The following is a 24,530-nucleotide window of genomic DNA, read 5'->3' on the forward strand; positions in this document are numbered from 1 at the left end:
CATCGACGAGGAGCTCGTTGGCGCGCTTTCGGTCGGGATGCGTCGCGGCGATGCGCTCGAGGAACTCCCGCTCGGCGCCTTTGCGGAGCTCGGAGATGAGGTCGTGGGTGAGCTGCGTGTCGGCGACCGTGACGGCGCGCACCACCCCGCCCACGCGGACCCGGTCGTTGCCGACCCAGGTAACGGGGGTGTCTGCGGCGAGTCGATATTGCACCCTCGCATCATTGCGAAAAAGAGCCGGCGCCCGTGGAGTTATCCACAGGCGCCGGCTCAGGCGTGCTTGCTACTTCGTGTCGTCGTCGCTGTCGCCGACGTCGCCGCCGGCAGGCGCATCGCCGAACGAACCGGGGTCGCCGAGCAGGCGGGCGAGATCGTTGTCGAGCTCATCCGGCTCGGCGCCGCCGCCCTGCAGCCGCTCGACGAGGGCGAACGGGTCGTCGATATCCTCCGCGCCGGGAAGCGCGTCGCGGTGGTCCCAGAGCGCGTCGCGCCCGGCGGCGCCGAGCTTCTCGGTCACGAGGCGCCACATGCTCATCGCCTCGCGCAGGCGGCGCGGCCGCAGCTCGAGGCCGACCAGCGAGCCGAAAGCGTGCTCGGCGGGGGAACCGGTGGCACGGCGGCGCCGCACCATCTCGCTCAGCGCGCCGGCGTTCGGCAGGCGGCTCGTCGCATCCTCGGTCACGACGTCGACCCAGCCCTCGATGAGCGCGAGCACGGTCTCGAGCCGCTCGAGCGCCTGGTCCTGCTCGGGGGTGCGGGGCGGAATCAGTTGGCCCGACTTGAGCACGAGCTGAATCTCCTCAGGGTTCGACACGTCGAGCTCGCGAATCGTCTCCTCGATGCGATCGGTGTCGATGCGGATGCCGCGGGCAAACTCGGCGATCGACGACACGAGGTGCAGTCGCAGCCAGCGCGCGTGCGCGAACAGCTGTGCGTGCGCGAGCTCGCGCAGCGCAAAGTAGATGAGCACCTCGTCGCGGTCGAGCTCGAGGTCGGTCGACCACTCCTGCAGGTTCTGCGGCAGCAGCGCGGCCTTGTGGTCAGGCAGCACCGGCATGCCGATGTCGCCGCCCGACAGCACCTCCTTCGCGAGCTGACCGAGCACCTGGCCGAGCTGCATCGCGAACATCGACTGGCCGAGCGAGCGCACGATCGGGCCGGAGCGCGCGACCATGTCCTTCATCTCCTCCGGTGCCTGCTCGGCGAGCACCTCGACGAGGGCATTCGAGATGCTCGTGGCGACTGGGTTCGTCAGCTCCGCCCAGCCATCGAGGGTGAGCTCAAGCCACTCGTAGCGCGTGATTGTCTGCGGGATGCCCGAGAACGCGCCGAAGGATTCACCCATGGCGTCGCCGAGCCACAGGCCGGCGACCTGAAACGCGCGGTCGTACGCGCGCGCATCCTCGTCGTCGACCTCTTCGTTCGGTGTCGCGGCCCGACGGGCGGCGTCACGCACGAGGTTCCAGTCGACCCCGTCGGTCGGGTTCTGCATCGCCTGCTGCAGCTGCATCAGCATGTGCGCGAGCGCCTGCGGGTCGGCGGGCAATCCGGCGGCACCGGCAAGCTTGTCAGAGTCGATCCCGCCGCCGCCGAGCATCTGCTCAAGCATCCGTCGCATTTCCTCTTCGGGCGAGCGGTTGTCGTCCTCGTTGTTCTGGGGGCCATTGCTATTCGGCATCGGCTTCGTTCCTCTCAGGGGTTCGCTCTAGAGTAGCCAGGGTGCCCCTGGTGGCGCCGGGGAAACCGGCTCCGTTCACCGAGGGCGATCAGCCATCTCGCGAAAGCTCATTCATGACCGCAAGCCACCAGCATCCCGAAGCCGCAACGCCCGACGGGATCGGTGACGAGAAACCAGTGCGTCGCCGCTGGAGTCGGGAGCGGTTCGGGCGCTGGTGTCTGATTCTCGGGGTCGTGGCCCTCGTCATCCTTGCGGTTTCGCCCGCGCCCTATGTCATTCGTCAGCCCGGCCCGGCGTTCAACGCGCTCGGGCAGGAAGAGAACGACGACGGCACGCAGCAGGACGTCATCCAGATCTCTGGTGCCGAGACGTACGACACCGGCGACGGCTCGCTCTACGTCATGACGGTGAACATCGTTGGCAACCCGCAATCGCAGCCGAATTGGCTCCAGGTGCTCGGCGCCTGGCTGACCCCGGGCAAGGACGTGCTGCCGGTGGAGGCCTATTACCCCGAGGGCACGACCGTCGATCAGCGCAACGAAGAGTCGGCGCTGATGATGACGCAGGCGCAGGACACGGCGATCGCGGCGGCGCTCACGGAGCTCGACTACGACGTCACCGAGCAGATGAGCGTGGCCTCGGTCGGCGAGGATGCGGCGGCCGCCGGCAAGCTCGAGGTAGGCGACGTCATCGTCACGATCGATGGCATGCCGATCACCAACACCGAGGAACTCAGCGCGCTCGAGCTGACGGAGGACCCGACCGAGGTCGTGTTTACGCGCGACGGCAAAGAACACAGCGTTGAGATCACGCCGCAGCTCACCGAGACCGACAATGGCGAGGTCCCGCTGCTCGGCATCCAGCTGCAGTACGAGTATGAATTCCCGATCGACGTCTCGATCGACCTCGGCGACGTCGGCGGCCCGAGCGCCGGGATGATGTTCGCGCTCGCCACCTACGACAAGCTGACCGAGGGCGACCTGACGGGCGGCGACCAGGTGACCGGCACCGGCACGATGTCGGACGACGGAACCGTGGGCGCGATCGGCGGCATTCGGCAGAAGATGTACGAGGCGGTGTCGCTCGGCGCGGACTACTTTATTGCGCCTGAGGCGAACTGTGCCGAGGTGCTCGACGGCGGCATCCCCGGCGACATGACCGTGTATGCCGTGGGAAACCTTGAGGAGGCGCTGAACGTCGTCGAGACGAACGCCGCCAACGAGCCCACCGACGATCTGCGCTCGTGCCAGGATGCGGTCGACGAGGGCGTCCCGCAGTCGTAGCGAGCCGATAGGATAGGCAAGATAACGCCGCGGGCTCGCGACGAATTGCACGTGCCAGCGGTGTCGACAGCGACAACGACGGGACCTCAGTGAGCGCAACGGCAGCACCACGTCCATCCGCAAGTAATTCAGGGGACGGTGGTCAGCGCGGCCCCGGGGCGCGTCGCTTCGGACCGCTCATCACGACGATTGCCATCGTCGTCGCGCTCATCATCGTGTTCTTCTGGTTCTCGGGCATCTACGCCGATGTTCTCTGGTACCAGCAGCTCGGGTACGAGCAGGTGTTGTTCACGCAGTGGATCGCCACCGGCGCGATGTTCCTGATCGGCCTCATCGGCCTCGCGGTGCCGAGCTACGTGATGTTGCAGCTCGCGTACCGCACGCGGCCCACCTATGCGAAGCTCTCGCAGCAGCTGGGGGAGTACCAGCGTGCGCTCGAGCCCGTGCGCCGCATCGTCTTCATCGTCATTCCGATCTTCCTCGGCGTGCTCGGTGGTCTCTCGGTCGCGGGCAGCTGGCAAAGCGTGCTTGCGTTCTTCAACTCGACGCCGTTTGGCGTTGCGGACCCGCAATTTGGTCACGACGTCAGCTTCTACATCTTCCAGCTGCCGTTCTGGCGTGGCGTCGTTACGTTCATCAGCTCGACGTTGCTCGTCTGCCTCGTCCTGACCGTGGCCGTGAGCTACCTCTACGGCGGCATCCACATCTCGGGCCGCGAGGTCGTCATCTCGAAGGCCTCGCGCATCCAGATCGCCATCGTTGCGGCGCTCTTCGTCGCGACACAGGGTGTGTCGTTCTGGTTCGATCGCTATAACTCGCTGACCGAGTCGAACGGTCGCTGGTCGGGTGCGCTCTACACCGACGTGCATGCGCGCGTACCCGGACTCGCGATCCTCGCGGGCGTCGCGATCATCGTCGCGCTGCTGTTCATCTTTGCTGCCATTGCGGGCCGCTGGACGCTCCCGGCCATGGGAGTCGCGGGCCTCGTGATCGTCGGCCTCGTCGTCGGCATGGTCTACCCGTGGTTCGTGCAGAACCTGCAGGTGGGCCCGAACGAGCAGTCGCTCGAGTCCGAGTACATCGACCGCAACATCACGGCCACGCGCGACGCGTACGACGTGGCGGACGTGCAGGAGGTCGATTACGCCGGCGTGACGACGGCCGAGCCGGGTCAGCTGCGCGAGGACGCTGAGACCACGGCCAACATCCGCATCATGGACCCGGCCCTGATCAGCCAAACCTTCGCGCAGTTCGAACAGGAACGCGCGTACTACCAGTTCCCGAGCACGCTCGACGTTGACCGCTACGACATTGACGACAAGACGCAGGACGCCGTCATGGCGCTGCGCGAGATCAACGTCGACGGTCTTGGTGCCGATGCCCAGTCGTGGGTGAACCAGGCCATCGTCTACACCCACGGTTACGGTCTCGTGGCCGCCTACGGTTCGCAGCGCGGCCCCGACGGTCAGCCCCTGTTCTTCGAGGCGGGCATGCCGCAGGAGGGCGCGCTCGACGAGTTCGAGCCCCGCGTGTACTTCGGTGAGAACTCGCCCGAGTACTCGATCGTTGGTGCGCCGGATGGTTCCGACCCGGTCGAGTTCGACCACGTGTCGGGTGCCGATGGTGCCTCGCAGAGCTACTACACCTTCACCGGTGAGGGCGGACCGTCGCTTGGCAACATCTTCAACCGCCTCGTGTACGCCATCAAGTTCCAGTCCGAGCAGATCCTGCTCTCGGACGCGATCAACGAGAACTCGCAGATCCTCTACGACCGTGATCCCACGCAGCGCGTGCAGGCCGCGGCGCCGTACCTGATGATCGACGGCGACCCGTACGCCTCGGTAGTCGACGGCGAGCTCGTGTGGATCGTCGACGGGTACACGACGAGCGACGCGTACCCTTACTCGACGCAGACCTCGATCGAGGCGGCAGCGACCGACTCAAACACGCCTGCTACGGCCGGCCCGAACCAGGCGGTCAACTACATCCGCAACTCGGTGAAGGCGACCGTGAACGCGTACGACGGCTCGGTCACGCTCTACGCCTGGGACACCGAGGATCCGATCCTCCAGACTTGGCAGAAGATCTTCCCGAACACTCTGCACTCCGTGAGCGAGATGTCGGGTGACCTGCTGAGCCACGTGCGCTACCCGCAGGACCTCTTCAAGGTGCAGCGAGCGATGCTCTCGACCTACCACGTGACGAACGCGGGTGAGTACTACAACCAGACGAACGCCTGGCAGATCCCGGTTGACCCGACCTCGGCGGCGGATGCGCAACTCCGTCAGCCGCCCTACTACCTGACCATGCAGATGCCGGGCCAGGAGCCGGCGTTCTCGATCTACTCGACGTACATCCCGATGGTGTCGAGCGGTTCAACCTCTCGAAACGTCTTGACGGGCTATCTCTCGGCCAATGCGAATGCGGGGTCGACCGACGGTGAAGTGTCAGACGATTACGGCACGCTCACACTGTTGAAGATTCAGAACGACTCGGTGAATGGCCCGGGTCAGGTGCAGAACATCTTCAACTCGAACGAGACGGTCGCGAACCAGCTCAACCTGCTTGAGCGAGGCGGTCAGACCCAGGTGCTGCGAGGCAACCTGCTGACGCTACCCGTCGGCGAAGGATTCCTTTACGTGCAGCCGGTCTACGTGCAGTCGACGGGTGAGACGAGCTACCCGCTCATGCGCCGCGTGCTCGTTGCCTTCGGTGACGAGATCGCGTTCGAGGACACCCTGGATGCGGCGCTCGACGAGCTCTTCGCCGGTGATGCTGGCGCGGATGCGGGAGACCAGAACGCCGACGAGGTGCCCGAGGACCCGAACGTGATCGTGCCGGACACTGGCGGTGACAACTCGCAGGACGTTCCCGATGACACCAGCGGAACGGACTCGACGACCGAACCGACGGCGACGCCCGAACCCACGTCGACGCCCGACGCGACGCAGGACGGCAGCACGGGGGGCTCGAGCGGCAGCGCGCAGGAAGACCTCGACCAGGCACTTGCGGACGCCTCCGAGGCACTCCAGGACCGCACGGACGCCTACGCCGACAACGACCTCGTTGCGGCGGCCGAGGCGGATGCGCGTATGACCGAGGCGCTCGAGCGCGCGCAGGAGGCGCAGGACCGCATCAACAACGGCGAGTAGCCCCAGCTCGGCTTGTCGGCCTCGCGGCGCGCCCCGTTCTCGGGGCGCGCCGCGAGGCCATTTTCTGCGGTAGCGGCGGGAAAACGTCGGTGAAGTGGACGTGAACTGGACAACGACGAAAGCATCCGGTAATGTTTTCTCTTGTGCCGCGGGGTGGAGCAGTTCGGTAGCTCGCCGGGCTCATAACCCGGAGGTCGTAGGTTCAAATCCTGCCCCCGCAACCAATTCCGCAGAAGCGGCACGAACGCCCTGGCTCTTACGAGCCGGGGCGTTCCGAGTTTTCCGCGGCGACGCGTCGTCTGCCGGGCCACCCCTGGAAGCTCATCGTGGCGTCTGGCAGGCTGGCAGCCATGAGTGGACACGACGCGTTCCCCAACCACATCTTCAACGCCTTCTGCCAAGCGCCGCGCATCTTCGAGGAGAAACTTGGTGGCGTCATCATGGTCGTCGAGAAGCGACCCGAGGGTGGGCCGATCACCCTCATGACGGCCGGTGCCTCGAATCTGCCGACCGACACCGGCGACGCCTTGGAACTTGCCGTCGAAGTCGTCGAGGGTCAGCAGGGCGCGGGCTTCATCGCATTGCGAATCGTCTGCGATGACATCGCGCAGAACCGGCGCGTGCCTCCGGTCGGCGCGCCGTGGCGCAATTCCGAGCCGTTCCTCACCGGCACCGCGATCACGTCGATCGTCGCGACCGGGTCGCGCTGGGGTGCAGAGTTTGACGATGTGCGGGCCGATGACGGCACGGTGGTCGGTCACGTGCGAACCCTGCGACTGCTCACCGACGTCGAGGCCGACGTTGTCGCGAGCGAGGGGTTCGACGCGCTCCGTACCAGGGTCGGTTCAGTCGACGCGCTCCTCGACGTCGAGCGTGAAGAATCCGTCGAGCCGAGCGGTGTTGCCGACAACGCTCCGGTAATGCTGTCGAAGCTTCACTACGAGCATCCGCCACGCTGGGTCACGATCACCCGCCGAGGGCTGCAGTCGGTCACCGGGTTCGAATCCGACGCCTACATGGCCGACAGCGCGAATCACGAGATCTGGGCGAGCGTCTCGTTTGTCGATCGATTCCCGTTCGTCGAGGAGTTCCTGCGTCGGGGCCGTGTCGGTGAAACGGCGCGATTCGACGACGACTCGGGCGCCTACCAGATCGAGGCAGACTGAGTCGCTGCGGCCACGACGTGGCGCCGATGATGCTCGACACGAGTGCGAACACGGCGAGCGCCGCGAGCTGGAGCTCGCGGTGTACGCGCCACTCTTCGACCTTCCGAAGCGGGCCGGTGACGTTCATCGCTCGGCCGGTAAACCAGGTCGCGACGGCCGCGAGACTGGGGCCGATCGCCGCTGACAAGGGAATTGCGCCCTCGTCAAAGAACGTGCTGCCAAGCCCAGCAAAGAGCATCATCGTCACCGCGCCATAGGCAAATGCCAGCACACCCCAACCACGCCAAATAATTACGCAGACGATTCCACCACATTCGCGCCACCGCGAGTATCCGCCAGCAATCGCACGAAACGACGAATTCGGGCGCGCGGCACGCCCGCTAGAGCCTGGCGAGGCTCGTGATGTCCTCCTCGAACTCGGCCGCGACCTCCGCCGACACGGTCGTGCGCGTTTGGCGGATCGCCGCCTCGAAGTCAGCTTGGCTCGGGCCCCGCTCGAGGGCCTCGCCGCCCGTCTCGACCGCCCGCTCAAATGCGTTCTGGGCGGCGCTGCGCGAGGCGAATTCGATGTCGGCGGGGGAGAAACCCTCGGTGGCGGAGACGAGCGCGGCGTAGTCCACCGCATCCTTCGACCGCTCGGGCACGAAGCCTCGCCAGATGGCCGCCCGGGCCTCGGCATCGGGCAAGCCGATCGGAATCACGTAGTCGAAGCGTCCATGCCGCAGGAACGCCGGGTCGAGGGCGCGGATGAAGTTGGTCGCGCAGATGAGCAGGCGGCCGGGTTTCTCCCGGAAGTTGGGGATGATCTTCAACAATTCGTTGGTGACACCCTGCATCGGCGACGGTGGCTCGCCGCCGCGGCGCACCGCGATTTCTTCCACTTCGTCGATGAATACCACCGCGTGATCGAGCTCGTCGATCTTCTCGAAGGTTTCGCGCAGCTCGCCGGCGAGCCCCTTCGGTGACGCGGCCAAGCGCGAAGGAAACACCTCGACGAACGGCCACTCCAGCCGCGAGGCGATGCCCTTCGCAAACGTTGTCTTGCCGGTGCCTGGAGGCCCGAACAGCACGATTGCGCGCGGCGGTACGACGCCGAATTGTTCCGCAAGCTCCGGGTCGGATAGCGGCAGCACGAGGCGACGCTCGAGGATCTGCTTCTCGTGTTGCATGCCACCGATGCCGTCCCACCGGTTGCGATCGAGCACCCGACCACCGAGTTCGCGGAGCACAAGCACCTGCTCCTGCCGGATGGGGATCGCCCGCTCGAAGTAGCGCAGGTGCCGCTTGTCGATGAACCCCGCCTGCGTGAGCGAGCCCGCGTGTTCCTCCCCGTCGGGCACGAGGATCGACATCTGCGAGATGCCCTGCGACGCGAGCCTGCGCTCGAGGGCGCCGAGCAGAGCTCCGCTGATGCCGCGCCGGCGCCAGGTCGGGGCCACGGCGATGAAGACGACCCAGGCTTGGTCGTGTGCCGCCCGCGCGACGGCCGCCCCGACGAGCTCATCGCCCGCGGTCGCCACCACCGCGGTGTCGACGCGAGTGGAGGCCAGCACCTCGTTGAGCGAGTAGACGGGGTCGACGCCCGAGGCGGCATAGCCCTCCCACAGCCGCAGGAAGCCGTCGAGGTCGGAGGCTTGGAGATCGCGGATGCGCCAGTTCGTCATGGTCTGCCTACTTCGGTGGAGGGAGGAAGTTGGCAACAGCGTACTGAATTCGATCCGCGCATCCCCGGACGCGGCCTGGCCGCCTTGCACGCGCCGCGATGTAGCCGTGGCGGATCCCGCGATCGTCAATATTGAATCGGGTTCACGAACTCAGGAAAACGTGCGGGCAGACGTGCCAGCATCCCTGTGTCACAACCGTGGCGCCAAACCAAAGAATTGGAGTGATCATGGGCTTTCTCGATGACGCGAAGGAAAACGTCGGCAACTTCGTCAACGACGCGAAGGACAAGGTTGAGGACTTTGTCGAGGACATCAAGGACGGCAAGCTTGGCAACGAGGGCGACAAGAACGACGAGCAGCCCTCGGCCTAACTCGTTGGGCACTCGCCGCACCATTGGAGGTTCCGCCCAGACTCACCTGTAAAGATCGGAGGACTTCCGCCGCACCAGTGGTGGTAATCACCGAAGGAGGTTTGTATGGGATTCGCTGATGACGCCCGCAACAAGGGCGAAGAACTTCTTGGCAAGGGCAAGGAAGGCGTCGGCGCCGCGACCGACAACAAGGACCTCGAGAACGAGGGCAAAGCCGACCAGGCCTCGGCCAACATCAAGCAGGGCCTCGAGAATGTCAAGGACGGCATCTCGGAAGGCATCGATAAGCTTCGCGGCAAGTAAATCGTCCGCAGCAGTGGCGGGGTGATCATTCGATCACCCCGCCACTGTCGCTGTTCACCCGTAATCTGAATTCGTAGGCACGCGCAAAGGAGCACTCATGCAGCAAGTACAGGGCGTCATCGCCCGGGCGAAGGACGCGCCCGTAGAACTCGTCACGATCAATGTCCCTGACCCCGCCCCGGGCGAGGCGGTTGTACGAGTGCAGGCCTGCGGCGTGTGCCACACCGATCTCCACTACGTGCGCGGCGGCATCGGCAATGACTACCCGTACCTCCTCGGCCACGAGGCCGCGGGCATCGTCGAAGCGGTCGGCGAGGGCGTCACCAACGTGGCGCCGGGCGACTATGTCGTGCTCAATTGGCGTGCCGTGTGTGGGGAGTGCCGCGCGTGCAAGCGCGGCCAGCCCTGGTACTGCTTCGACACCTCGAACGCGACGCAGAAGATGACCCTTGAGGACGGCACGGAGCTCTCGCCCGCACTCGGCATCGGTGCCTTCATCGAGAAGACGCTCGTTGCGGCCGGCCAGTGCACCAAGGTTGACCCCGCAGCGCGCCCTGCGGCCGCAGGTCTGCTCGGCTGCGGCATCATGGCGGGCATCGGCGCCGCCATCAACACCGGCGCCGTGCAGCGTGGCGAATCGGTCGCGGTCATCGGCTGCGGGGGCGTCGGCGCCGCGGCGATCGTCGGCGCCAAGCTCGCTGGCGCGACAAAGATCATCGCGGTCGACGTTGACGACCGCAAGCTCGACAAGGCGAAGGAGCTCGGCGCGACGCACACCGTGAACTCGCGCGAGGTGGATGCGGTCGAGGCGATCCGCGCGGCGACTGACACCTTCGGCGCGGATGTGGTGATCGAGGCGGTTGGTCGACCCGAGACCTACGAGCAGGCGTTCTACGCCCGCGACCTCGCGGGCCGCGTCGTGCTCGTGGGCGTGCCCAATCCCGAGATGGAACTCAAGCTGCCACTCGCCGAGGTATTCGGCCGTGGCGGCGCGCTGAAGTCGAGCTGGTACGGCGACTGCCTGCCCGAGCGCGACTTCCCAATGCTCACCGACCTCTACTTGCAGGACCGCCTGCCGCTCGACGCGTTCGTCTCTGAGGAAATCGGCATCAACGACATTGACGCCGCGTTTGAGAAGATGCACCGCGGCGAAGTGCTCCGCAGCGTCGTGATTCTCGAGGAGGCGCAGCAGTGACCGCACGCATCGACCACGGCGTCATCAGCGGCACCTTCTCGCTCGACGGCGAGACCTTCGACGTTGACAACAACGTCTGGGTGCTCGGCGACGACAAGGAGTGCCTCGTCATCGACGCTCCCCACGACGTCGACGAGATCCTCAAGGTCGTCGGCGATCGCGAGGTGCGGGCCATCGTCTGCACGCACGCGCACGATGACCACGTGCGCGTGGCGCCCGAGCTTGCCGAGCGAACTGGCGCGCGCATCCTGCTCAACCCCGACGACCTGCAGCTGTGGCGCCTGACGCACCCGGAGCGTAGCCCCGACGGTGAGTTGCACGATGGTGACACCCTCGAGATCGCCGGCACCACCATCCGCGTGCTGTCGACGCCGGGCCACGCGCCCGGCGCGGTGTGCCTCGCGGTGCCCGAACTCGGCGTCGTATTTACCGGTGACACGCTGTTTCAGGGTGGGCCGGGAGCGACCGGTCGCAGCTTCAGTGACCGAGGCACCCTCGAGCAGTCGATTCGCGAGAAGCTCTTCCCGCTCGGCGACGAGGTAGTCGTGAAGACCGGCCACGGCGACGACACCACGATCGGCGCGGAGCGCGCCCGCGACTGGGTCTAAGCAACGGGTTGCTCCGGCAACGAGGGCGGGCGGGGAGATCGAGTCGATCTCCCCGCCCGCCCTCGTTGGTGGCTAGAACGCCTTCTGTCGCTGGTCGACGATGAGGTGAATCAGTGCGAAGGTCTCGCCGGCCTGCACCGTCTCGAGGGCGCGTTCGACCGCGGCGGGCACCTCGGCATCGGTCTCAACACGGATGCCCACTCCGCCGAACGACTCAGCGAACTTCGCGAAGTCGGGGTTCTTCAGCTGGGTGCCCGAGATACGACCCGGGTAGTGCGCCTCCTGGTGAGTGCGAATCGTGCCGTACTCGCCGTTGTCCATGACAATGACGAGCGGCGTCGCGCCGTACTGCGCAGCAGTCGCGAGTTCCTGCCCGTTCATGAGGAACTCTCCGTCGCCCGCGATCGTCACGACGATGCGGCCGGGGAAGTTCAGCGCAGCGCTCACGGCCGAGGGCACCGAGTAGCCCATCGAGCCGTTGCGAGCCGAGATCATTGACGCGTATCCACGAGTGGGGAAGTAGCGGTGTGCCCAGTTGGTGTGCTCGCCGGCGCCGAAGGTGACCATGGCATCCTCGGGCAGGCGCTCAACCAGGTTGCCCATGAGGGTCTCCATGGTCGCCTTGCCGTCGGTTGGCGTCGAGCTGGGCGCGGCCGACCAGGTCTGCTGCTTCGCACGCAGGCGCTGCGTCCATTCGCGCCACGAGTCCTTCTCGGGCAGGTCCATGCGCACGAGGTCGCGCACGAAGCTGTGCGGCTTCGCGACGATCTGATGTGAGATCGGGCCACTGCGACCGCGCAGTGACGGGTCGATCGTCACGATGAAGTTGCGCTGGTTCCAGTTCTGGCGCGAAGTGAAGCCGCTCGTGATGACGTCGCCGGGGACTGTGCCGACGAAGACAATGAGGTCGGTCTCGTCGAGGAGGTCGGCCGAGAAGTTCGGGCGACCGTAGCCGAGGGGCCCGACGTACGACGGCGAGTCGAAGGGCACCGTGCCTTCTGTGCGCCACTCCGCCGCCGCCGGGAGCGAGTGCTCCTCGAGCCAGGTGGTGAGGGCCTCGGTCGACTGGACAGTCCAGTCGTTACCACCGGTGACGAACAGCGGCTTTTCCGACTCGAGCAGCGCCGTGCGCAGCGACTTCCAGTCGTCGACCGTCATGCCGCCAAGGGCGACGGGAATCGTCGGGTGAATCGGCGTGTCGACGAGCTCGGTGATGACGTCCTCGGGCAGGCCGACGACGACGGGGCCGGGGCGACCGGAGGAAGCCGAGAACATTGCTTCGGCGACAACCTCGCTCGCGCGGGCCGGGTGGTCGAGCACCATGACGCGTTTCGCGCCCGAGGCGAACCAGCGCTTCGGGTCGAACTCCTGGAAAGCCTCTTTTTCGCGGTGTTCGAAGGGAATGAGGCCAACGAACAGCACCATCGCGGTCGAGTCCTGCCACGCGGTGTGCAGTCCGACGTGGGCGTTGGCGGCACCGGGGCCGCGGGTCACCATGGCCACGCCAGGCAGATCGCCGAGCTTGCCGTCGGCTTCGGCCATGTAGGCCGCGCCGCCCTCGTGGCGGCAGACGATCGTGTCGATCGATGAGCCGTGGAGGCCATCGAGCACGTCGAGATAGCTTTCACCCGGCACCACATACACGCGCTTCACACCGTGCGCCTCGAGCGACTCGACGATCTGATGACCGGCCGATTTGCGCTCGACTAGCTGGTTCATCTGTGCGGTGACGACGTCAATCGTCGGAATCGCGCCAGTGGCAGGGGGTTCCATGTAGCAAGCTCCTTTGCAGGTGGGATCAACCCAGAGTGGTCCTTCGGAATTCTGTCAAAATTCCCGTTCAAGTTTTTTGAACGACGTTCACCAACCCGCGCGCGGAGCTTGCTAAGTCGTGGCCTCCTCGGGGTTGCCACCAGAGCATCCCGGCTGCAGCTCGAGGGGGTCTCGATGCAGCTCCTGCTCGGGGTCGAGCTCGTTGAGGATCGCATCCATCGAGCGGCGCAACTCGCCGATGCCGTCACGCCCCTGCGGGGCAAATACCACCTCACGCACGAAATTCACGTGGGCAGGCGCCGATTCGATGAGGCGCGCCGCCCCAGCGTCGGTGAGTTCGATGTCGGTCGCCCGGCCGTCATTCTCGTTCGGCACGCGGCGAAGCAGACCCTCGTCCTCGAGGCCCGAAATCACCCGAGAGAGGCGTGAGAGTGTCGTGCTCGTGAACACCGCGAGCTGTTTGGTTTGGATGCGGTGCGCCGGCGCATCCGAAAGCATCGCGAGTGCGTAATACTCGGTGAGGGTGAGGTGCGCGTGCTTGCGCATGTGGGAGTCAAGGGCACTCGGTAGAAGCTGCAGGACGCCGAGTAGGCGCATCCATGCGGCACGTTCTTCTACGGACAGCCACTGTGGTTCTTCTCGCGCCATAGGCCGATTCTGCCACAAATTTACTTGCAGAAACAAGTAAATTTGTGACTATTTCGACTTCTTTGCGCGAAGCTGTTTGCGTTCAGCGCCACGCTCAAGCTTGGCCTGCAGCTTCGCCTGCCTCCGCTGAAATCTCGGATTTGCGGCATCGAGCTCGGCCAGCGTCTCATCGCTGAGATCGCCTACATGACATTGTGGTGCCGGGCCGAAGGCGCCGTCAGCGGTGCGGATCACCTCGTTGGCGAGCGCGCGGTTGCCAAGTGCGCCGACGGCAGCGCCGATGCCGAATGGCAGCAATTTGCCCACGAGTCCGCCGAGATGCGTGCCCGCAAACTTGCTCAGGAACGACGTTGAGAGGCGCTGGCCGAGCTCACCCACAAACACCTGGGGGAGCGCTTCGGTGACCAGTTCGCCCCACGCAGCGTTCTTCAGCAGGGTCTGCGGTGCGCGTGTGCGCACAAATTCGGTGACAAGTTTGCGCCCCCGGTCGCCGAGCAGGATGCCGGTGACGAGTGCCCGCGCGCGGTCGGGGTCGTCGGTAGCGTCACCGTGGAGCTCTGCCACGGTCAGGGCGTACAGCGCCGTGAGGTCGAGGAAGGAGACGACCTCGGCGCTGATGAGGGCGATGCCGGTCGCGGTGCCGATGCCCGGAATGGCGCTCGCTGCGCCGACGCCACCGCCTGCGCCCATCGCGGTGCGCCGGTACCACTTTTCTGCGATGCGGAGGAGGTCGTCGGGCGTCGCGTCAGGGGCCACCCGTCGGAGTCGGCGCGCGAAGGCGAGCGCTGCAGGGCGTTGCACCCTGAGCGCCTGATCGAGCGCGCGCACGAGAACGTCGCCGCGCGATGAGGTTCGTTCAGTAGCGGATGGCTCAGTCATGTCGCGCAACGCTAGCGCGTTAACTTCCCGAGAACCTCGTCGGCGTGCCGGGTATAGACAGAAAAATGATTGGCAGTGCGGTCGAGATGAAACTCGCAGTTCGGGATGCGGCGGGCGAGCTGCATACTCCCTCGCCAGGGCACCGAAAGGTCGCGCTTACCCTGCCACATGATCACCGCGATGCTCGGGTCGAGTTCTGCCGGATCAAACCCCCAGTCGAAGAGCACCAACGACAAATCACGCACCACCCCGCGTGGGCCGCGCCGGAACGCACCGACGACCGAGTCGAGGAAGGCGTCGCCCGACGCGTCTGGCAGACCGAATCTGCGGTCGAGGCCAACCCCGGCGCGGTGTCGGGCGGAGGTGAACAGCGAGTTGTGGCCGAGCGCGCCAACGCTCGCCGCGGCGCCCGCAAAGATCGCAAGGTTCGGGCCCATGGGCATCCCGGTGTATTGCATCGGGCCCGCTGGCGCGAGCAGGCCGACGCGACTGACGCGCTCTCGCATGGCGAGCGCGGTTCCGAGCGCGTATGCGCCGCCGGCGGAATAGCCGACGACGGCAAATCGAGGCCAATCTCTCGCGTCGACGAATGAGGCAACGTCCTCAACGAAGCTCGCAATCCGGCGCTGCGGGCGCCAAGTCGACAGACCGAACCCGGGGCGCGAGAGGCAGACGACCTGAACGCCAAAATGTGCGGCCGCGCGGGTGTACATGGCGGCCTCGAAGCGCGAGCCGGGCGCGCCGTGGAAGGAGAGGACCGGAGGTGCCTGCGCATCACCGAAGCGCGCCCACTGCAGCCAGCGACCGTCGGGCAGGGGGTGAGTGCCGGTGTGGGGAAGGGGCATTTATTCGGTGATCTTTCCGTCCTGTGTCGCGTCATCCATGAGCGGCAGCACTCGGTCACGGGCGAGGTCTCGCAGCACGATTGAGGTGCTGGTTCGGCCGACGGCCTCGAGCGATCCGATCCGGTCGATCACGCGCTGCAGGTCGGTGTTCGAGTGTGCCACGACTCGAAGCAGCATGTCCCAGGGGCCAGCCATGGTCGAACAATCGATCACCTCGGGGATGGCTAAGAGTCGATCGTGTAAGCCTTCATGGCCCACTCGCTGATCAATTTGCAACATCACCATGGCCTGGACCGGATAGCCCATCTGGCTCGGCTGGAGTTTCGGCAGGATGTCCACGAGGATCCCGCGTTCGCGCAGGCGATTCAGGCGCGCTTGCACGGTAGGGCGGGCGACGCCTAAGTCCCGCGAAGCCGACAACACACTGGATTCGGGCCGGCGTGTGAACAGCTCCACGATCTGAAAGTCGAGTCGATCCATAGGTGCACCTTTGCATTCATGAGGACTGTTGACAGAATGTATAACTAGTTGGGCCATCCCGGCAATCTCCTGCTAGTTTTCAGTGTTAATCCCACTAGGGACAGACACGTATTTGACAAAGGGGTCGTAGAAAATGCGTATCCGTAAATCTCTTGCCGCTTTCGGCATGTTGGCTGTTGGCTCGCTGGCGCTTTCCGCCTGCTCGAACGGGGGCGGCGACGCCGCCTCGACTGAGGGCGCTGCCTCGGGCGACTCGTTCAAGGTCGGCGTGATTCAGCTCGTGCAGCACCCGGCGCTCGACGCAGCAACCGCGGGCTTTGAGCAGGCCTTCACCGATGCTGGAATCGACGTCGAATTCGACGTGCAGGTGGCGAACGGCGAGCAGTCGACCGCGGCAACCATCGCCGCTGGTTTCGCCGGCGACCCGGACATCGATCTCGTGCTCGCCGTGGCGACGCCCGCTGCGCAGTCCGCCGCGACGGCCATCACCAACGTGCCCGTGTTGTTCACCGCCGTTACCGACCCGGTCGCCGCCGACCTCGTCGCGAGCGCGGAGGAGCCGGGTGGCAATGTCACCGGCACCACCGACCTCAACCCGGTGGCCGACCAGATCGACCTCATCACCCAGCTCGATCCGTCGGTCGAGTCGGTGGGCGTCGTGTACTCCTCGGGCGAGGTCAACTCGCAGGTGCAGGTCGACCTGGCACAGGAGAAGGCCGACGAGCTCGGCCTTGAGCTGAAGACCGCCACCGTGACGAACGTGGGCGAGGTGCCGACCGCGCTTGACTCGCTCGGTGACGTCGACTCGATCTACGTGCCGACCGACAACACCGTGGTCTCGGGCATCGACACCGTGCTGACCTACGCCGCCGACCACCAGGTGCCCGTCGTCTCGGGCGACACCGGCCCGGTCGAGTCGGGTGCCGTGGCCACGCTCGGCCTCGACTACACGAAGCTCGGCGTGCAGACCGGCGAGATGGCGATTCGCATCCTCCAGGACGGCGAAGACCCCGCGACGATGTCCGTCGAGGAGCAGACCGAGTTTGACCTCGTCGTCAACCCCGCGGGTGCCGAGGCCGTCGGCCTCGAGATTCCGCAGGAGCTGCTCGACGAGGCCGCGACGGTCGTCGAATAACTTCACAACCACGTGCAAACGGGTGGCCGCGCCACAATTGCGGCCACCCGTTTGTGCTCAAAACCAACCATTTTTGAGAGGAGACGCACGTGATTGGTGCATTTGAACTCGGCCTGATCTACGCCGTGGTGGCGCTCGGCGTGTATCTCACCTTCCGCATCCTGAACTTCCCCGACCTCACGGTCGACGGTAGCTTTACGACCGGTGCCGCTGTTGCCGCCGTGTGCCTGAGCTACGACATGAACCCCGTCCTGGCACTCCTGCTGTCGTTCGCGGCGGGAGCCATCGCGGGAGCCATTACCGGGGTGCTCCACACCTACGGCAAGATCGACGGCCTGCTCGCCGGAATCCTGACGATGATCGCGCTCTGGTCGGTCAACCTGCGCATCATGGGCATATCGAACGGAACGCCCGCGCTGTCGAACGTCGGTATTCGCAGCTCGGAGAGCGCGTTTAGCGGTCTGCGCGAGGCCGGCCTGCTCGGCACCTGGGGTGCCGTCGGCATTCTCTTCGTCGCCGTGTTCGTGCTCAAGCTCGTGATCGACTGGTTCCTGTCGACCGACCTCGGCCTGTCAATTCAGGCGACGGGGAACAACGAGCAGATGATTCGCTCGTTTGGCGTGAACACCGACGCCATGAAGATCCTCACCCTGGCGCTCTCGAACGGCCTCGTCGCCGTCGGCGGTGCGCTCGTCGCGCAGTACACCGGCTCCGCCGACATCTCGATGGGCGTCGGCCTGATCCTGATCGGTCTCGCCTCGGTGATTCTCGGCCAGGCGTTCTTCGGTAACCGCTGGGTGTGGCTCGCGAGCTTTGGCGTCATCGTCGGCGCCGTGCTCTACCGCCTCGTCATCTTCGCGGCGCTCTCGGCGGGCCTCAGCAACACCGACGTCCGTCTCATCACCGCGGTCATCGTGGTCATCGCGCTGCTGATTCCTCGTTTCGGCATCGGCAAGCGACTCGGCCTCGACCGCCTCATGCGCGGCAAACAGACACAACCGGCCGAGGTTCCGCCCGCACGCGAGTCCGTGGCCGCAAGCGTTCCGGCAAAGGAGGCACAGCAGTAATGCTCGACATCGACAAGATCTCCAAGACGTTCTTCCCGAACACCGTTAACGAAAAAAAGGCGCTGGTCGACCTCGACCTGCACCTTGCCGACGGCGACTTCGTGACCGTCATCGGCTCGAACGGCGCCGGTAAGTCGACGCTGCTCAACGCCGTCTCGGGCAAGCTCAACGTCGACCGCGGCGATGTGCGCATCGACGGCACCTCGGTGCGGCGGATGCCCGACTACCGCCGCGCGCGTTACATCGGCCGCGTGTTCCAAGACCCGATGGCGGGCACGGCGCCCGATCTTACGATCGAACAGAACCTTGCCCTCGCGCTGCGTCGCGGCAAGCCCCGCGGCCTCGGCATGGGCATCACTTCGAAGCGCAAGCAGTTGTTCCGTGACGAACTCGCCCACCTCGACCTCGGGCTCGAGAACCGCCTCACCACGCTGGTCGGGCTGCTCTCGGGTGGCCAGCGGCAGGCGCTGTCGCTGCTCATGGCGGGCTTTACTAACCCGTCCATCCTGTTGCTCGACGAGCACACCGCGGCCCTCGACCCGGCGCGTGCTGCGCACGTGTCGGAGCTGACGCGCCGCATCGTGTCGGAGTCGGGGCTCACGACCCTGATGGTGACGCACAACATGCAGCAGGCGATCGACCTGGGCAACCGCCTCGTCATGATGCACGACGGCCGCATCATCTATGAGGTCGCGGACGAGGCGAAGTCGAAGACGACCGTCGAAGACCTCCTCGGTCGCTTCGCCGCCATCAAGGGCGCGGTCATCGACGACAAGACGATGCTCGCCTCCTAGGCACGGCAACGACATAAAGGGGGCGGCGCCACCGATCGGTGGCGCCGCCCCTTGGTGTTGCGCGTTAGTCGCGCTTTTCGCCTTCATCGAGCTCGACGTCGCCCTCGTCGATGTCGTCGAACTCTTCGTCGTCGAGGTCGTCCTCGTCGTAATCGTCGCCGACCTCGTAGTCGTCGGCCCACTCGTCGAGCAGTTCGGCAGCCTCGTCGGCGTCGGCGGCCTCTTCGATCTCGACGTCGCCACCGCCCCAGCTGCGCACGACGACCTCGATCTCCTCGGTGTCCTCGAGACTGTCGTGCAAGTTTGCTTCGTGCTCGGTCGCGAGCATGGCGGCTTCGTCTTCGTCCTTGGCCTCGACGACGAGACCCGAGACAACCTCGTACCGCAGCATCACGGCATACTTCGGCATGGGGGATTCCTCTCAACGGCGACACCCGGTGCGTCGCGACCACGACTGACGCTAGCGCGCTATTCCGTGGGAAACAAGTGACTCGGTGGCCGCGCAGGGGATTTAGGGAAATGCCCGTAGGCTGGCGGCATGTCTGAGTCAATCGCATGCGCAGTGAGTCAGTTCGCACCAACCCTCGACGCGTCGAAGAATCTGCGATTGCTCCGCGACCACCTCGCGATCGCGACCGACCGTGGCGCCCGCATTTTCGTGGCCCCCGAGTACAGCTCGGGTTTCGACCGCGACTACGGCGACTGGATGCACTCGGTCGCGCAGCCGCTCGACGGCGAGTTCGCTACGGCACTCGGGCAGCTTGCGGCCGAGTTCCGCGTCACGCTCGTGGCGGGGATGCTCGAGCAAGTAGGCGACGGCGTCGCGAACACGCTCGTCGCGTTCGGTGACACGGGTGAGCGGCTCGCGGCCTACCGGAAGGTGCACCTCTACGACGCGTTTGCCGGGCGCGAGAGCGAGTGGCTGACCGCCGGCGACCCGAGCGAGCATCCCGCCGTGTTCGAGGCGTACGGCCTCACGATCGGCCTGCAGACTTGCTACGACCTCCGGTTCCCGGAGTCGAGTCGCCGGCTCGTCGACGCGGGTGCCGACGTGCTCGCGGTGCCGGCGGAGTGGGTGCGCGGTCCACTCAAGGAACACCACTGGCGCACGCTGCTCAGCGCGCGGGCGATCGAGAATGTTGCCTACGTTGTCGCGGCCGACCACCCCGCACCGATCGGGGTGGGTGGCAGCAGCATCGTCGACCCGCGCGGTGTCACCATCGCGACGCTCGGCACCGACAACGGCGTGGCCCTGGCCTGGCTGGACCCGGAAGAGGTCGCCTCGGCTCGTGACCAGAACCCAGCGTTACGCCTTCGTAAGTACTCGGTGCGCGCGTCCGACTAAGTTGGCTGCGGGGGATTGCTAGCTTGGAAGATGTGACGAAAACAGACGAACAGGGAGAGCGCGGGGAAAACCGCGATCTCGGCCTCGGCAAGAAGACGGCCGAGGGCCTGTCGACCATGACGCCGATGGCGCGTCAGACCGAGGCAGAGCAGCGAACGCACGGCGGTGAGGCGCTCTTTCTTGCCGAATTGACGAAGAACTTTGGTCGGCGCACGGCAGTCGATCACCTCAGCTTCACGATTCCGCAGGGCTCGTTCTCAGCCATCGTAGGCCCGAACGGGGCGGGCAAGACCACGACGCTGTCGATGATCGCCGGCCTGCTGCCGCCGAGCCACGGAACCGTCGAAGTGTTTGGCATCGACGCCTGGCGCGACCGTGCGAAGGCCCAGCAGCTTATCGGCATTCTGCCCGACCGCCTGCGAATGTTCGACCAGCTCACGGGCGCGCAGTTCCTGTCGTATGTCGCTGCGGTGCGCGGGGTCAAGGGCGAGACGCTGCGCGAGCGCATGGAGTACCTGCTCGACGACTTCGGGCTGCGCGACGAGGCGAATCGCTTGGTCGTCGATTACTCGCTCGGCCTGCGCAAGAAGCTCGCGCTCGCCGCGACGCTCATCCACGCCCCGAAGCTGCTCGTGCTCGACGAGCCGTTCGAGGCGATCGACCCGGTGTCGGCCGGCACGTTCATCGACGTGCTCAATAGCTACGTCAACCGCGGCGGCACCGTCGTGCTCTCGAGCCACTCGATGGACCTCGTGCAGCGAGTGTGCGACCACGTCGCGGTCATCGCCAAGGGCGAGTTGCTCGCCGAGGGCACCGTCGACGACGTTCGCGGCAACGTGTCGCTCGAAGAACGATTCCGCGACCTCGTTCGCGGCCCGGGGCAGACGGAGGGGCTGGATTGGCTCGAAATCTCCTTCGGGTGAGCTGGGGGAGCGTTGCAGCAGCCCTGCGCCCGCGCGCGCAGGTCGGGGCCGCCACGTTCTGGATGCTCTTGCTCACCGTGGTGGGCTCGCTCGCCGCGGGCGCGCTCATCTACCTCGGCACCGCCGGCAGTGGCGCCGTCGCGCTGCTCTGGACCCCGCTCCTGGTGCTGCTCATGCCGGCCGCGGCGTTTGGGCTCGGCGTGCTCGGGCATCCCAGTGATGCCCTCGACGCGCGCCGCATCGCCGTGCACGGTCGCGGCGCCGCCCGCGCGGCGAGCACCACGTTCGCGCTGGGCTTCGTGCAGCCGACCTCGCTCGTCGCCCTCGTGCCATACGGCGTGCTCGGGCTCGCACTGCAGCAACGCGTTGATTCCGGCATCGCCTGGCTGCTCGCCGTCGTCGGGTGGATCGGCTGCGTGCTCGCGCATCGCCTCGGCGCCCGTGCCGGCCGCGCGGTGTCGACGCGTCGCACCACCCGCGAGGTGGGCGCCGTCTTTTGGTACGCGGTGTCGCTGCTCGGCGCGACCGTGGCATTCGCGCTGCTGTTCCTGCCCTGGCAGGAGGTCGCCGACGAGGCGGCCCAGCTTATCGCTCGCGGCCTCGACTGGGTGCCCGGAGCGAGCTTGGCGCTGGCCGGCTCGGTGGGCGACCTCGGCACGATCGTCGGCGTCAACGTTGCCGTGGTGGTGCTGGTCGGGTTGCTCGAATGGCTGCTTTCACGCCGCGATGCGCAGCGCGCCATGTACGTGCGGGGCAGCGGCGGCCGTGTGAATCTCGGCATCTTCGCGTCGGCTCCCGGTTCGGCCACCTGGTCGATCGCGGCGCGCACCTGGCTCGCCTGGCTGCGCGACGACCGATACCGCCTGACACTCATCACCATCGCGATCCTGCCGCCGTTGCTCGTGATTCCCTCGTGGATTGCTGGCGTCGGCGCCGCCGAGCTCGTACTGCTGCCGGTGCCGATCTTCGCGCTGCTGTTCGGCTGGGCCCTGCACAACGACATCGCCTACGACTCGACCGCGCTCTGGCTCCACGTCACCGGCGGGCTGCCGGGCCGCGCCGACCGACTCGGCCGCGCCATCCCAACGCTCATTACCGGCGTCGTGCTCGTCCTTGCCGGCTCGGCCCTCGTGCTCTGGGTCACCGACGATGCGCTGCGGGCCTCGCTCGTCGCGGCGGGTTCGCTGGCGCTGCTCGGCACCGGGGTCGGCGGCTCGTCGATCATGTCGGCCGTCTCGCCGTATCCCGTCGCACGACCCGGCGAATCGCCCTGGTCGCAACCCGTCTCGACGTGGGGCGGCTCGTTCGCCGTGCACGGCATCAGCCTGCTTGTTGAGCTCGCCATCTGCGCGCCAGCGATTTGGCTCAGCGTGCTCGCCCTGCTGTCGGGTGATTGGGCGGATGCGCTGCTCGCGATGGGTGTGGCGCTCGGCACCGGCGTGCTCGCGTGCGTCGCCGGCATCCTCATCGGCGGCCAAGTATTCACCGCTCGGCGAACCCACCTGCTCAACCGCGCAACCCTCATCGACTGAGATCCGACGGCCCGAGTAGTCTTGGGCCATGACTGGATTCGCACGGACCGAAGATCCCGGCTCGATTGGGTCGGGCGGCAGCACCGATGTGCTCGACCGCGAACTCGAAAAGCTCATCGAAGATGAGCAGTACGATGACGGCGACCACGACAAATTTGCGCACTACGTGCGCAAGGAGAAGATCGTCGAGTCGGCCGTGACCGGCAAACCGGTCCGAGCCCTGTGCGGCAAGAAGTGGCTGCCGAACTCGAACCCCGACCGGTTCCCGATCTGCCCCGACTGCAAGCGCATCTACGAACGGATGCGCGACTCGTAGTCGTTACGCGCGGGTCGTGGTCCCGTCCTCGTAGACGTAGAGCGTCGTGAGGGCGGGATCACCCTTTCCGAGGCGGCGCGCGGTGCGCGGCAGCTCGGCTAGGGCGGCGGCGCAGTGTTCGCGGGCCGCGGCGACACCGGCGTGGCCGAGCCACTGACGGTCGATCTCACCGTCAACGACGTAGTCGACGTAGAGGGGGCGGTCGTCGTGGTCACCGATCGGTGCTCCGCCGAGCGAGATGAGTTCGCCGGTCGCGACGCCGTTCTCGCGGCGGCGCAGCGGGAACTTCACCCCGCCCACCGACTTCTTGCCGGGCGAGGCTTTGGCGACCGGAACCCACTCGTCGGCGTCGTTCTTGCGGGCGACGAGCTTGTAGACCATGCCGGAGGCGACCGAGCCGGAGCCGGTGACGACGCTCGTGCCGACGCCGTAGGAGTCGACGGGCGCCGCGGCGAGGCCGGCGAGCGTGTATTCGTCGAGATCGTTCGTCACGGTGATCTTCGTGTTGACGGCGCCGAGGTCGTCGAGCTGCTCGCGCACCTCGCGCACGAGCACCGGCAGGTCGCCCGAGTCGAGGCGCACGCCGCCGAGCTCCGTGCCCCCGACCTCAACGGCCAGGCGCACGCCTTCGGTGACGTCGTAGGTGTCGACCAGCAGCGTCGTGCCGACGCCGAGTGCATCCACCTGCGCCTGGAATGCGGCCCGCTCGGATTCGTGCAGCAGGGTCCAGGAGTGGGCGGCGGTGCCCATAGTCGGCACGCCCCAGCTGCGGCCGGCCTCGAGGTTCGAGGTGGCCGAGAAGCCGGCGATGTAGGCGGCGCGCGCGGCGGCGACGGCGCTGCGCTCGCCGGTGCGGCGCGAGCCCATCTCGGCGAGCGGTCTGCCCTCCGCGGCCGAGACCATGCGTGCGGCCGCCGACGCGACCGCGGAGTCGTAGTTGAACACGCTGAGCAGGAGGGTCTCGAGGATCACGCCCTCGGCAAACGTTGCGTGCACCTCGAGCAGTGGCGACTGGGGAAAGTAGACCTCGCCCTCGCGATAGCCCCGAATCGAGCCCGAGAAGCGGTAGTTGGCGAGCCAGTCAAGCGTCGTCGCCGACACGACGTTCGCGTCGCGCAGGAACTCGAGCTCCGCATCCTCAAACCGGAATCGTTCGAGCAGCTCGATGGCGCGGCCGAAGCCAGCGACGACGCCGTAGCGGCGGTCGTTCGGCAGGCGCCGCGCGAAGAGTTCGAACATGCACTCGCGGTCGGCGGTGCCGTCTTGCAGGGCGGCCTCGACCATCGTGAGTTCGTAGTGGTCGGTGAGGAGCGACGTGGCTGAGGGGAGCGCCGGTCGTGCTTCGGGGTTCGACATAGGCACAGAGTAACGAA

23 protein-coding genes and 1 tRNA gene are annotated in these 24,530 nt (G+C 66.4%); 15 read left to right on the forward strand and 9 right to left on the reverse strand.

Going from position 1 to position 24,530, the window contains the following annotated elements; all coding sequences use genetic code 11:
- Positions 1-283 precede the first annotated feature (283 nt).
- Positions 284-1,678, reverse strand: coding sequence for a zinc-dependent metalloprotease (locus tag M3M28_RS05135; protein WP_249387742.1), 1,395 nt, complete (start codon positions 1,676-1,678; stop codon positions 284-286).
- A gap of 113 nt (positions 1,679-1,791) precedes the next feature.
- Between M3M28_RS05135 and M3M28_RS05140 the strand changes: the two genes are divergently transcribed.
- The 4 genes from M3M28_RS05140 to M3M28_RS05155 all read left to right on the forward strand — a co-directional run bounded on the left by M3M28_RS05140 (position 1,792) and on the right by M3M28_RS05155 (position 7,279).
- On the forward strand, positions 1,792-2,961 hold the full coding sequence (locus M3M28_RS05140) for a YlbL family protein (protein ID WP_249387743.1): 1,170 nt from the start codon (positions 1,792-1,794) through the stop codon (positions 2,959-2,961).
- An 89-nt stretch (positions 2,962-3,050) separates the two neighbouring features.
- Positions 3,051-6,113 carry a UPF0182 family membrane protein gene (locus tag M3M28_RS05145; protein ID WP_249387744.1) on the forward strand — a complete coding sequence of 1,021 codons (3,063 nt, stop codon included), beginning with the start codon at positions 3,051-3,053 and terminating at the stop codon, positions 6,111-6,113.
- A 147-nt stretch (positions 6,114-6,260) separates the two neighbouring features.
- Positions 6,261-6,337 (forward strand) — tRNA-Met (locus tag M3M28_RS05150).
- Between the two features lie 126 nt (positions 6,338-6,463).
- Positions 6,464-7,279, forward strand: a complete 816-nt coding sequence (locus tag M3M28_RS05155; protein WP_249387745.1) for a suppressor of fused domain protein — start codon at positions 6,464-6,466, stop codon at positions 7,277-7,279.
- A gap of 380 nt (positions 7,280-7,659) precedes the next feature.
- Here the strand turns inward: M3M28_RS05155 and M3M28_RS05160 are convergent, their stop codons facing one another.
- Complete coding sequence (locus M3M28_RS05160; RefSeq protein WP_249387746.1) at positions 7,660-8,943, reverse strand: ATP-binding protein; 1,284 nt, start codon at positions 8,941-8,943, stop codon at positions 7,660-7,662.
- Positions 8,944-9,170: 227 nt separating this feature from the next.
- Between M3M28_RS05160 and M3M28_RS05165 the strand changes: the two genes are divergently transcribed.
- The 4 genes from M3M28_RS05165 (at position 9,171) to M3M28_RS05180 (ending at position 11,420) form a co-directional block, all read left to right on the forward strand.
- Positions 9,171-9,314 carry a hypothetical protein gene (locus tag M3M28_RS05165; protein ID WP_249387747.1) on the forward strand — a complete coding sequence of 48 codons (144 nt, stop codon included), beginning with the start codon at positions 9,171-9,173 and terminating at the stop codon, positions 9,312-9,314.
- 105 nt (positions 9,315-9,419) lie between these two features.
- Positions 9,420-9,617, forward strand: coding sequence for a CsbD family protein (locus tag M3M28_RS05170; RefSeq protein WP_249387748.1), 198 nt, complete (start codon positions 9,420-9,422; stop codon positions 9,615-9,617).
- 97 nt (positions 9,618-9,714) lie between these two features.
- On the forward strand, positions 9,715-10,812 hold the full coding sequence (locus M3M28_RS05175) for an S-(hydroxymethyl)mycothiol dehydrogenase (protein ID WP_249387749.1): 1,098 nt from the start codon (positions 9,715-9,717) through the stop codon (positions 10,810-10,812).
- Complete coding sequence (locus tag M3M28_RS05180; RefSeq protein ID WP_249387750.1) at positions 10,809-11,420, forward strand: MBL fold metallo-hydrolase; 612 nt, start codon at positions 10,809-10,811, stop codon at positions 11,418-11,420. Before M3M28_RS05175 ends, M3M28_RS05180 begins: the two co-directional genes overlap by 4 nt.
- A 72-nt stretch (positions 11,421-11,492) precedes the next feature.
- Here the strand turns inward: M3M28_RS05180 and M3M28_RS05185 are convergent, their stop codons facing one another.
- The 5 genes from M3M28_RS05185 to M3M28_RS05205 all read right to left on the reverse strand — a co-directional run bounded on the left by M3M28_RS05185 (position 11,493) and on the right by M3M28_RS05205 (position 16,045).
- The gene (locus M3M28_RS05185) at positions 11,493-13,139 is read right to left on the reverse strand and encodes a thiamine pyrophosphate-dependent enzyme (RefSeq protein ID WP_249387990.1); all 1,647 of its coding nucleotides are present in this window, start codon (positions 13,137-13,139) and stop codon (positions 11,493-11,495) included.
- Between the two features lie 165 nt (positions 13,140-13,304).
- Positions 13,305-13,739: a MarR family winged helix-turn-helix transcriptional regulator gene (locus M3M28_RS05190; protein ID WP_249387751.1), complete on the reverse strand. Its 435-nt coding sequence runs from the start codon at positions 13,737-13,739 to the stop codon at positions 13,305-13,307.
- Positions 13,740-13,889: 150 nt separating this feature from the next.
- Entirely contained in the window at positions 13,890-14,720 is an 831-nt protein-coding gene (locus M3M28_RS05195; RefSeq protein WP_249387752.1) for a hypothetical protein, read from the reverse strand.
- An 11-nt stretch (positions 14,721-14,731) separates the two neighbouring features.
- Positions 14,732-15,565 carry an alpha/beta fold hydrolase gene (locus M3M28_RS05200; protein ID WP_249387753.1) on the reverse strand — a complete coding sequence of 278 codons (834 nt, stop codon included), beginning with the start codon at positions 15,563-15,565 and terminating at the stop codon, positions 14,732-14,734.
- Positions 15,566-16,045, reverse strand: coding sequence for an Lrp/AsnC family transcriptional regulator (locus M3M28_RS05205; protein WP_249387754.1), 480 nt, complete (start codon positions 16,043-16,045; stop codon positions 15,566-15,568).
- A 166-nt stretch (positions 16,046-16,211) separates the two neighbouring features.
- On the opposite strand from M3M28_RS05205, the gene M3M28_RS05210 reads away from it, so the two are divergent.
- The 3 genes from M3M28_RS05210 to M3M28_RS05220 all read left to right on the forward strand — a co-directional run bounded on the left by M3M28_RS05210 (position 16,212) and on the right by M3M28_RS05220 (position 19,041).
- On the forward strand, positions 16,212-17,180 hold the full coding sequence (locus tag M3M28_RS05210; RefSeq protein ID WP_249387755.1) for an ABC transporter substrate-binding protein: 969 nt from the start codon (positions 16,212-16,214) through the stop codon (positions 17,178-17,180).
- An 89-nt stretch (positions 17,181-17,269) separates the two neighbouring features.
- Positions 17,270-18,247: an ABC transporter permease gene (locus M3M28_RS05215; RefSeq protein WP_249387756.1), complete on the forward strand. Its 978-nt coding sequence runs from the start codon at positions 17,270-17,272 to the stop codon at positions 18,245-18,247.
- Positions 18,247-19,041 (forward strand): ABC transporter ATP-binding protein, encoded by a 795-nt coding sequence (locus M3M28_RS05220; RefSeq protein ID WP_249387757.1) that lies wholly within the window; start codon positions 18,247-18,249, stop codon positions 19,039-19,041. The genes M3M28_RS05215 and M3M28_RS05220 overlap by 1 nt, the downstream gene beginning before the upstream one ends.
- 64 nt (positions 19,042-19,105) lie before the next feature.
- On the opposite strand, the gene M3M28_RS05225 is transcribed toward M3M28_RS05220, so the two are convergent.
- On the reverse strand, positions 19,106-19,450 hold the full coding sequence (locus M3M28_RS05225; protein ID WP_249387758.1) for a hypothetical protein: 345 nt from the start codon (positions 19,448-19,450) through the stop codon (positions 19,106-19,108).
- 129 nt (positions 19,451-19,579) lie between these two features.
- On the opposite strand from M3M28_RS05225, the gene M3M28_RS05230 reads away from it, so the two are divergent.
- Genes M3M28_RS05230 through M3M28_RS05245 form a run of 4 tightly spaced genes read left to right on the forward strand, consistent with a single transcriptional unit; the run spans position 19,580 to position 23,157 of the window.
- On the forward strand, positions 19,580-20,386 hold the full coding sequence (locus tag M3M28_RS05230) for a carbon-nitrogen hydrolase family protein (protein ID WP_249387759.1): 807 nt from the start codon (positions 19,580-19,582) through the stop codon (positions 20,384-20,386).
- Between the two features lie 32 nt (positions 20,387-20,418).
- Positions 20,419-21,309, forward strand: coding sequence for an ABC transporter ATP-binding protein (locus tag M3M28_RS05235; RefSeq protein ID WP_249387760.1), 891 nt, complete (start codon positions 20,419-20,421; stop codon positions 21,307-21,309).
- A complete protein-coding gene (locus tag M3M28_RS05240; protein ID WP_249387761.1) occupies positions 21,306-22,841 on the forward strand; it encodes a hypothetical protein in 1,536 nt (511 codons plus the stop codon). The genes M3M28_RS05235 and M3M28_RS05240 overlap by 4 nt, the downstream gene beginning before the upstream one ends.
- 28 nt (positions 22,842-22,869) lie before the next feature.
- Positions 22,870-23,157: a DUF3039 domain-containing protein gene (locus M3M28_RS05245; RefSeq protein ID WP_249387762.1), complete on the forward strand. Its 288-nt coding sequence runs from the start codon at positions 22,870-22,872 to the stop codon at positions 23,155-23,157.
- A 3-nt stretch (positions 23,158-23,160) separates the two neighbouring features.
- Here the strand turns inward: M3M28_RS05245 and M3M28_RS05250 are convergent, their stop codons facing one another.
- Positions 23,161-24,513, reverse strand: coding sequence for a nicotinate phosphoribosyltransferase (locus M3M28_RS05250; protein ID WP_249387763.1), 1,353 nt, complete (start codon positions 24,511-24,513; stop codon positions 23,161-23,163).
- Positions 24,514-24,530: the final 17 nt, after the last annotated feature.

Source organism: Gulosibacter sediminis (genome assembly GCF_023370115.1).
GTDB lineage: Bacteria > Actinomycetota > Actinomycetes > Actinomycetales > Microbacteriaceae > Gulosibacter > Gulosibacter sediminis_A.

Bases quoted from the DNA above. Each gene is read 5' to 3' on its own strand.
- M3M28_RS05135 (WP_249387742.1), bottom strand. From the start codon at position 1,678: ATGCCGAATAGCAATGGCCCCCAGAACAACGAGGACGACAACCGCTCG.
- M3M28_RS05140 (WP_249387743.1), top strand. From the start codon at position 1,792: ATGACCGCAAGCCACCAGCATCCCGAAGCCGCAACGCCCGACGGGATC.
- M3M28_RS05155 (WP_249387745.1), top strand. From the start codon at position 6,464: ATGAGTGGACACGACGCGTTCCCCAACCACATCTTCAACGCCTTCTGC.
- M3M28_RS05160 (WP_249387746.1), bottom strand. From the start codon at position 8,943: ATGACGAACTGGCGCATCCGCGATCTCCAAGCCTCCGACCTCGACGGC.
- M3M28_RS05165 (WP_249387747.1), top strand. From the start codon at position 9,171: ATGGGCTTTCTCGATGACGCGAAGGAAAACGTCGGCAACTTCGTCAAC.
- M3M28_RS05170 (WP_249387748.1), top strand. From the start codon at position 9,420: ATGGGATTCGCTGATGACGCCCGCAACAAGGGCGAAGAACTTCTTGGC.
- M3M28_RS05175 (WP_249387749.1), top strand. From the start codon at position 9,715: ATGCAGCAAGTACAGGGCGTCATCGCCCGGGCGAAGGACGCGCCCGTA.
- M3M28_RS05185 (WP_249387990.1), bottom strand. From the start codon at position 13,139: ATGAACCAGCTAGTCGAGCGCAAATCGGCCGGTCATCAGATCGTCGAG.
- M3M28_RS05190 (WP_249387751.1), bottom strand. From the start codon at position 13,739: ATGCGCAAGCACGCGCACCTCACCCTCACCGAGTATTACGCACTCGCG.
- M3M28_RS05195 (WP_249387752.1), bottom strand. From the start codon at position 14,720: ATGACTGAGCCATCCGCTACTGAACGAACCTCATCGCGCGGCGACGTT.
- M3M28_RS05200 (WP_249387753.1), bottom strand. From the start codon at position 15,565: ATGCCCCTTCCCCACACCGGCACTCACCCCCTGCCCGACGGTCGCTGG.
- M3M28_RS05205 (WP_249387754.1), bottom strand. From the start codon at position 16,045: ATGGATCGACTCGACTTTCAGATCGTGGAGCTGTTCACACGCCGGCCC.
- M3M28_RS05210 (WP_249387755.1), top strand. From the start codon at position 16,212: ATGTTGGCTGTTGGCTCGCTGGCGCTTTCCGCCTGCTCGAACGGGGGC.
- M3M28_RS05220 (WP_249387757.1), top strand. From the start codon at position 18,247: ATGCTCGACATCGACAAGATCTCCAAGACGTTCTTCCCGAACACCGTT.
- M3M28_RS05225 (WP_249387758.1), bottom strand. From the start codon at position 19,450: ATGCCGAAGTATGCCGTGATGCTGCGGTACGAGGTTGTCTCGGGTCTC.
- M3M28_RS05230 (WP_249387759.1), top strand. From the start codon at position 19,580: ATGTCTGAGTCAATCGCATGCGCAGTGAGTCAGTTCGCACCAACCCTC.
- M3M28_RS05245 (WP_249387762.1), top strand. From the start codon at position 22,870: ATGACTGGATTCGCACGGACCGAAGATCCCGGCTCGATTGGGTCGGGC.
- M3M28_RS05250 (WP_249387763.1), bottom strand. From the start codon at position 24,513: ATGTCGAACCCCGAAGCACGACCGGCGCTCCCCTCAGCCACGTCGCTC.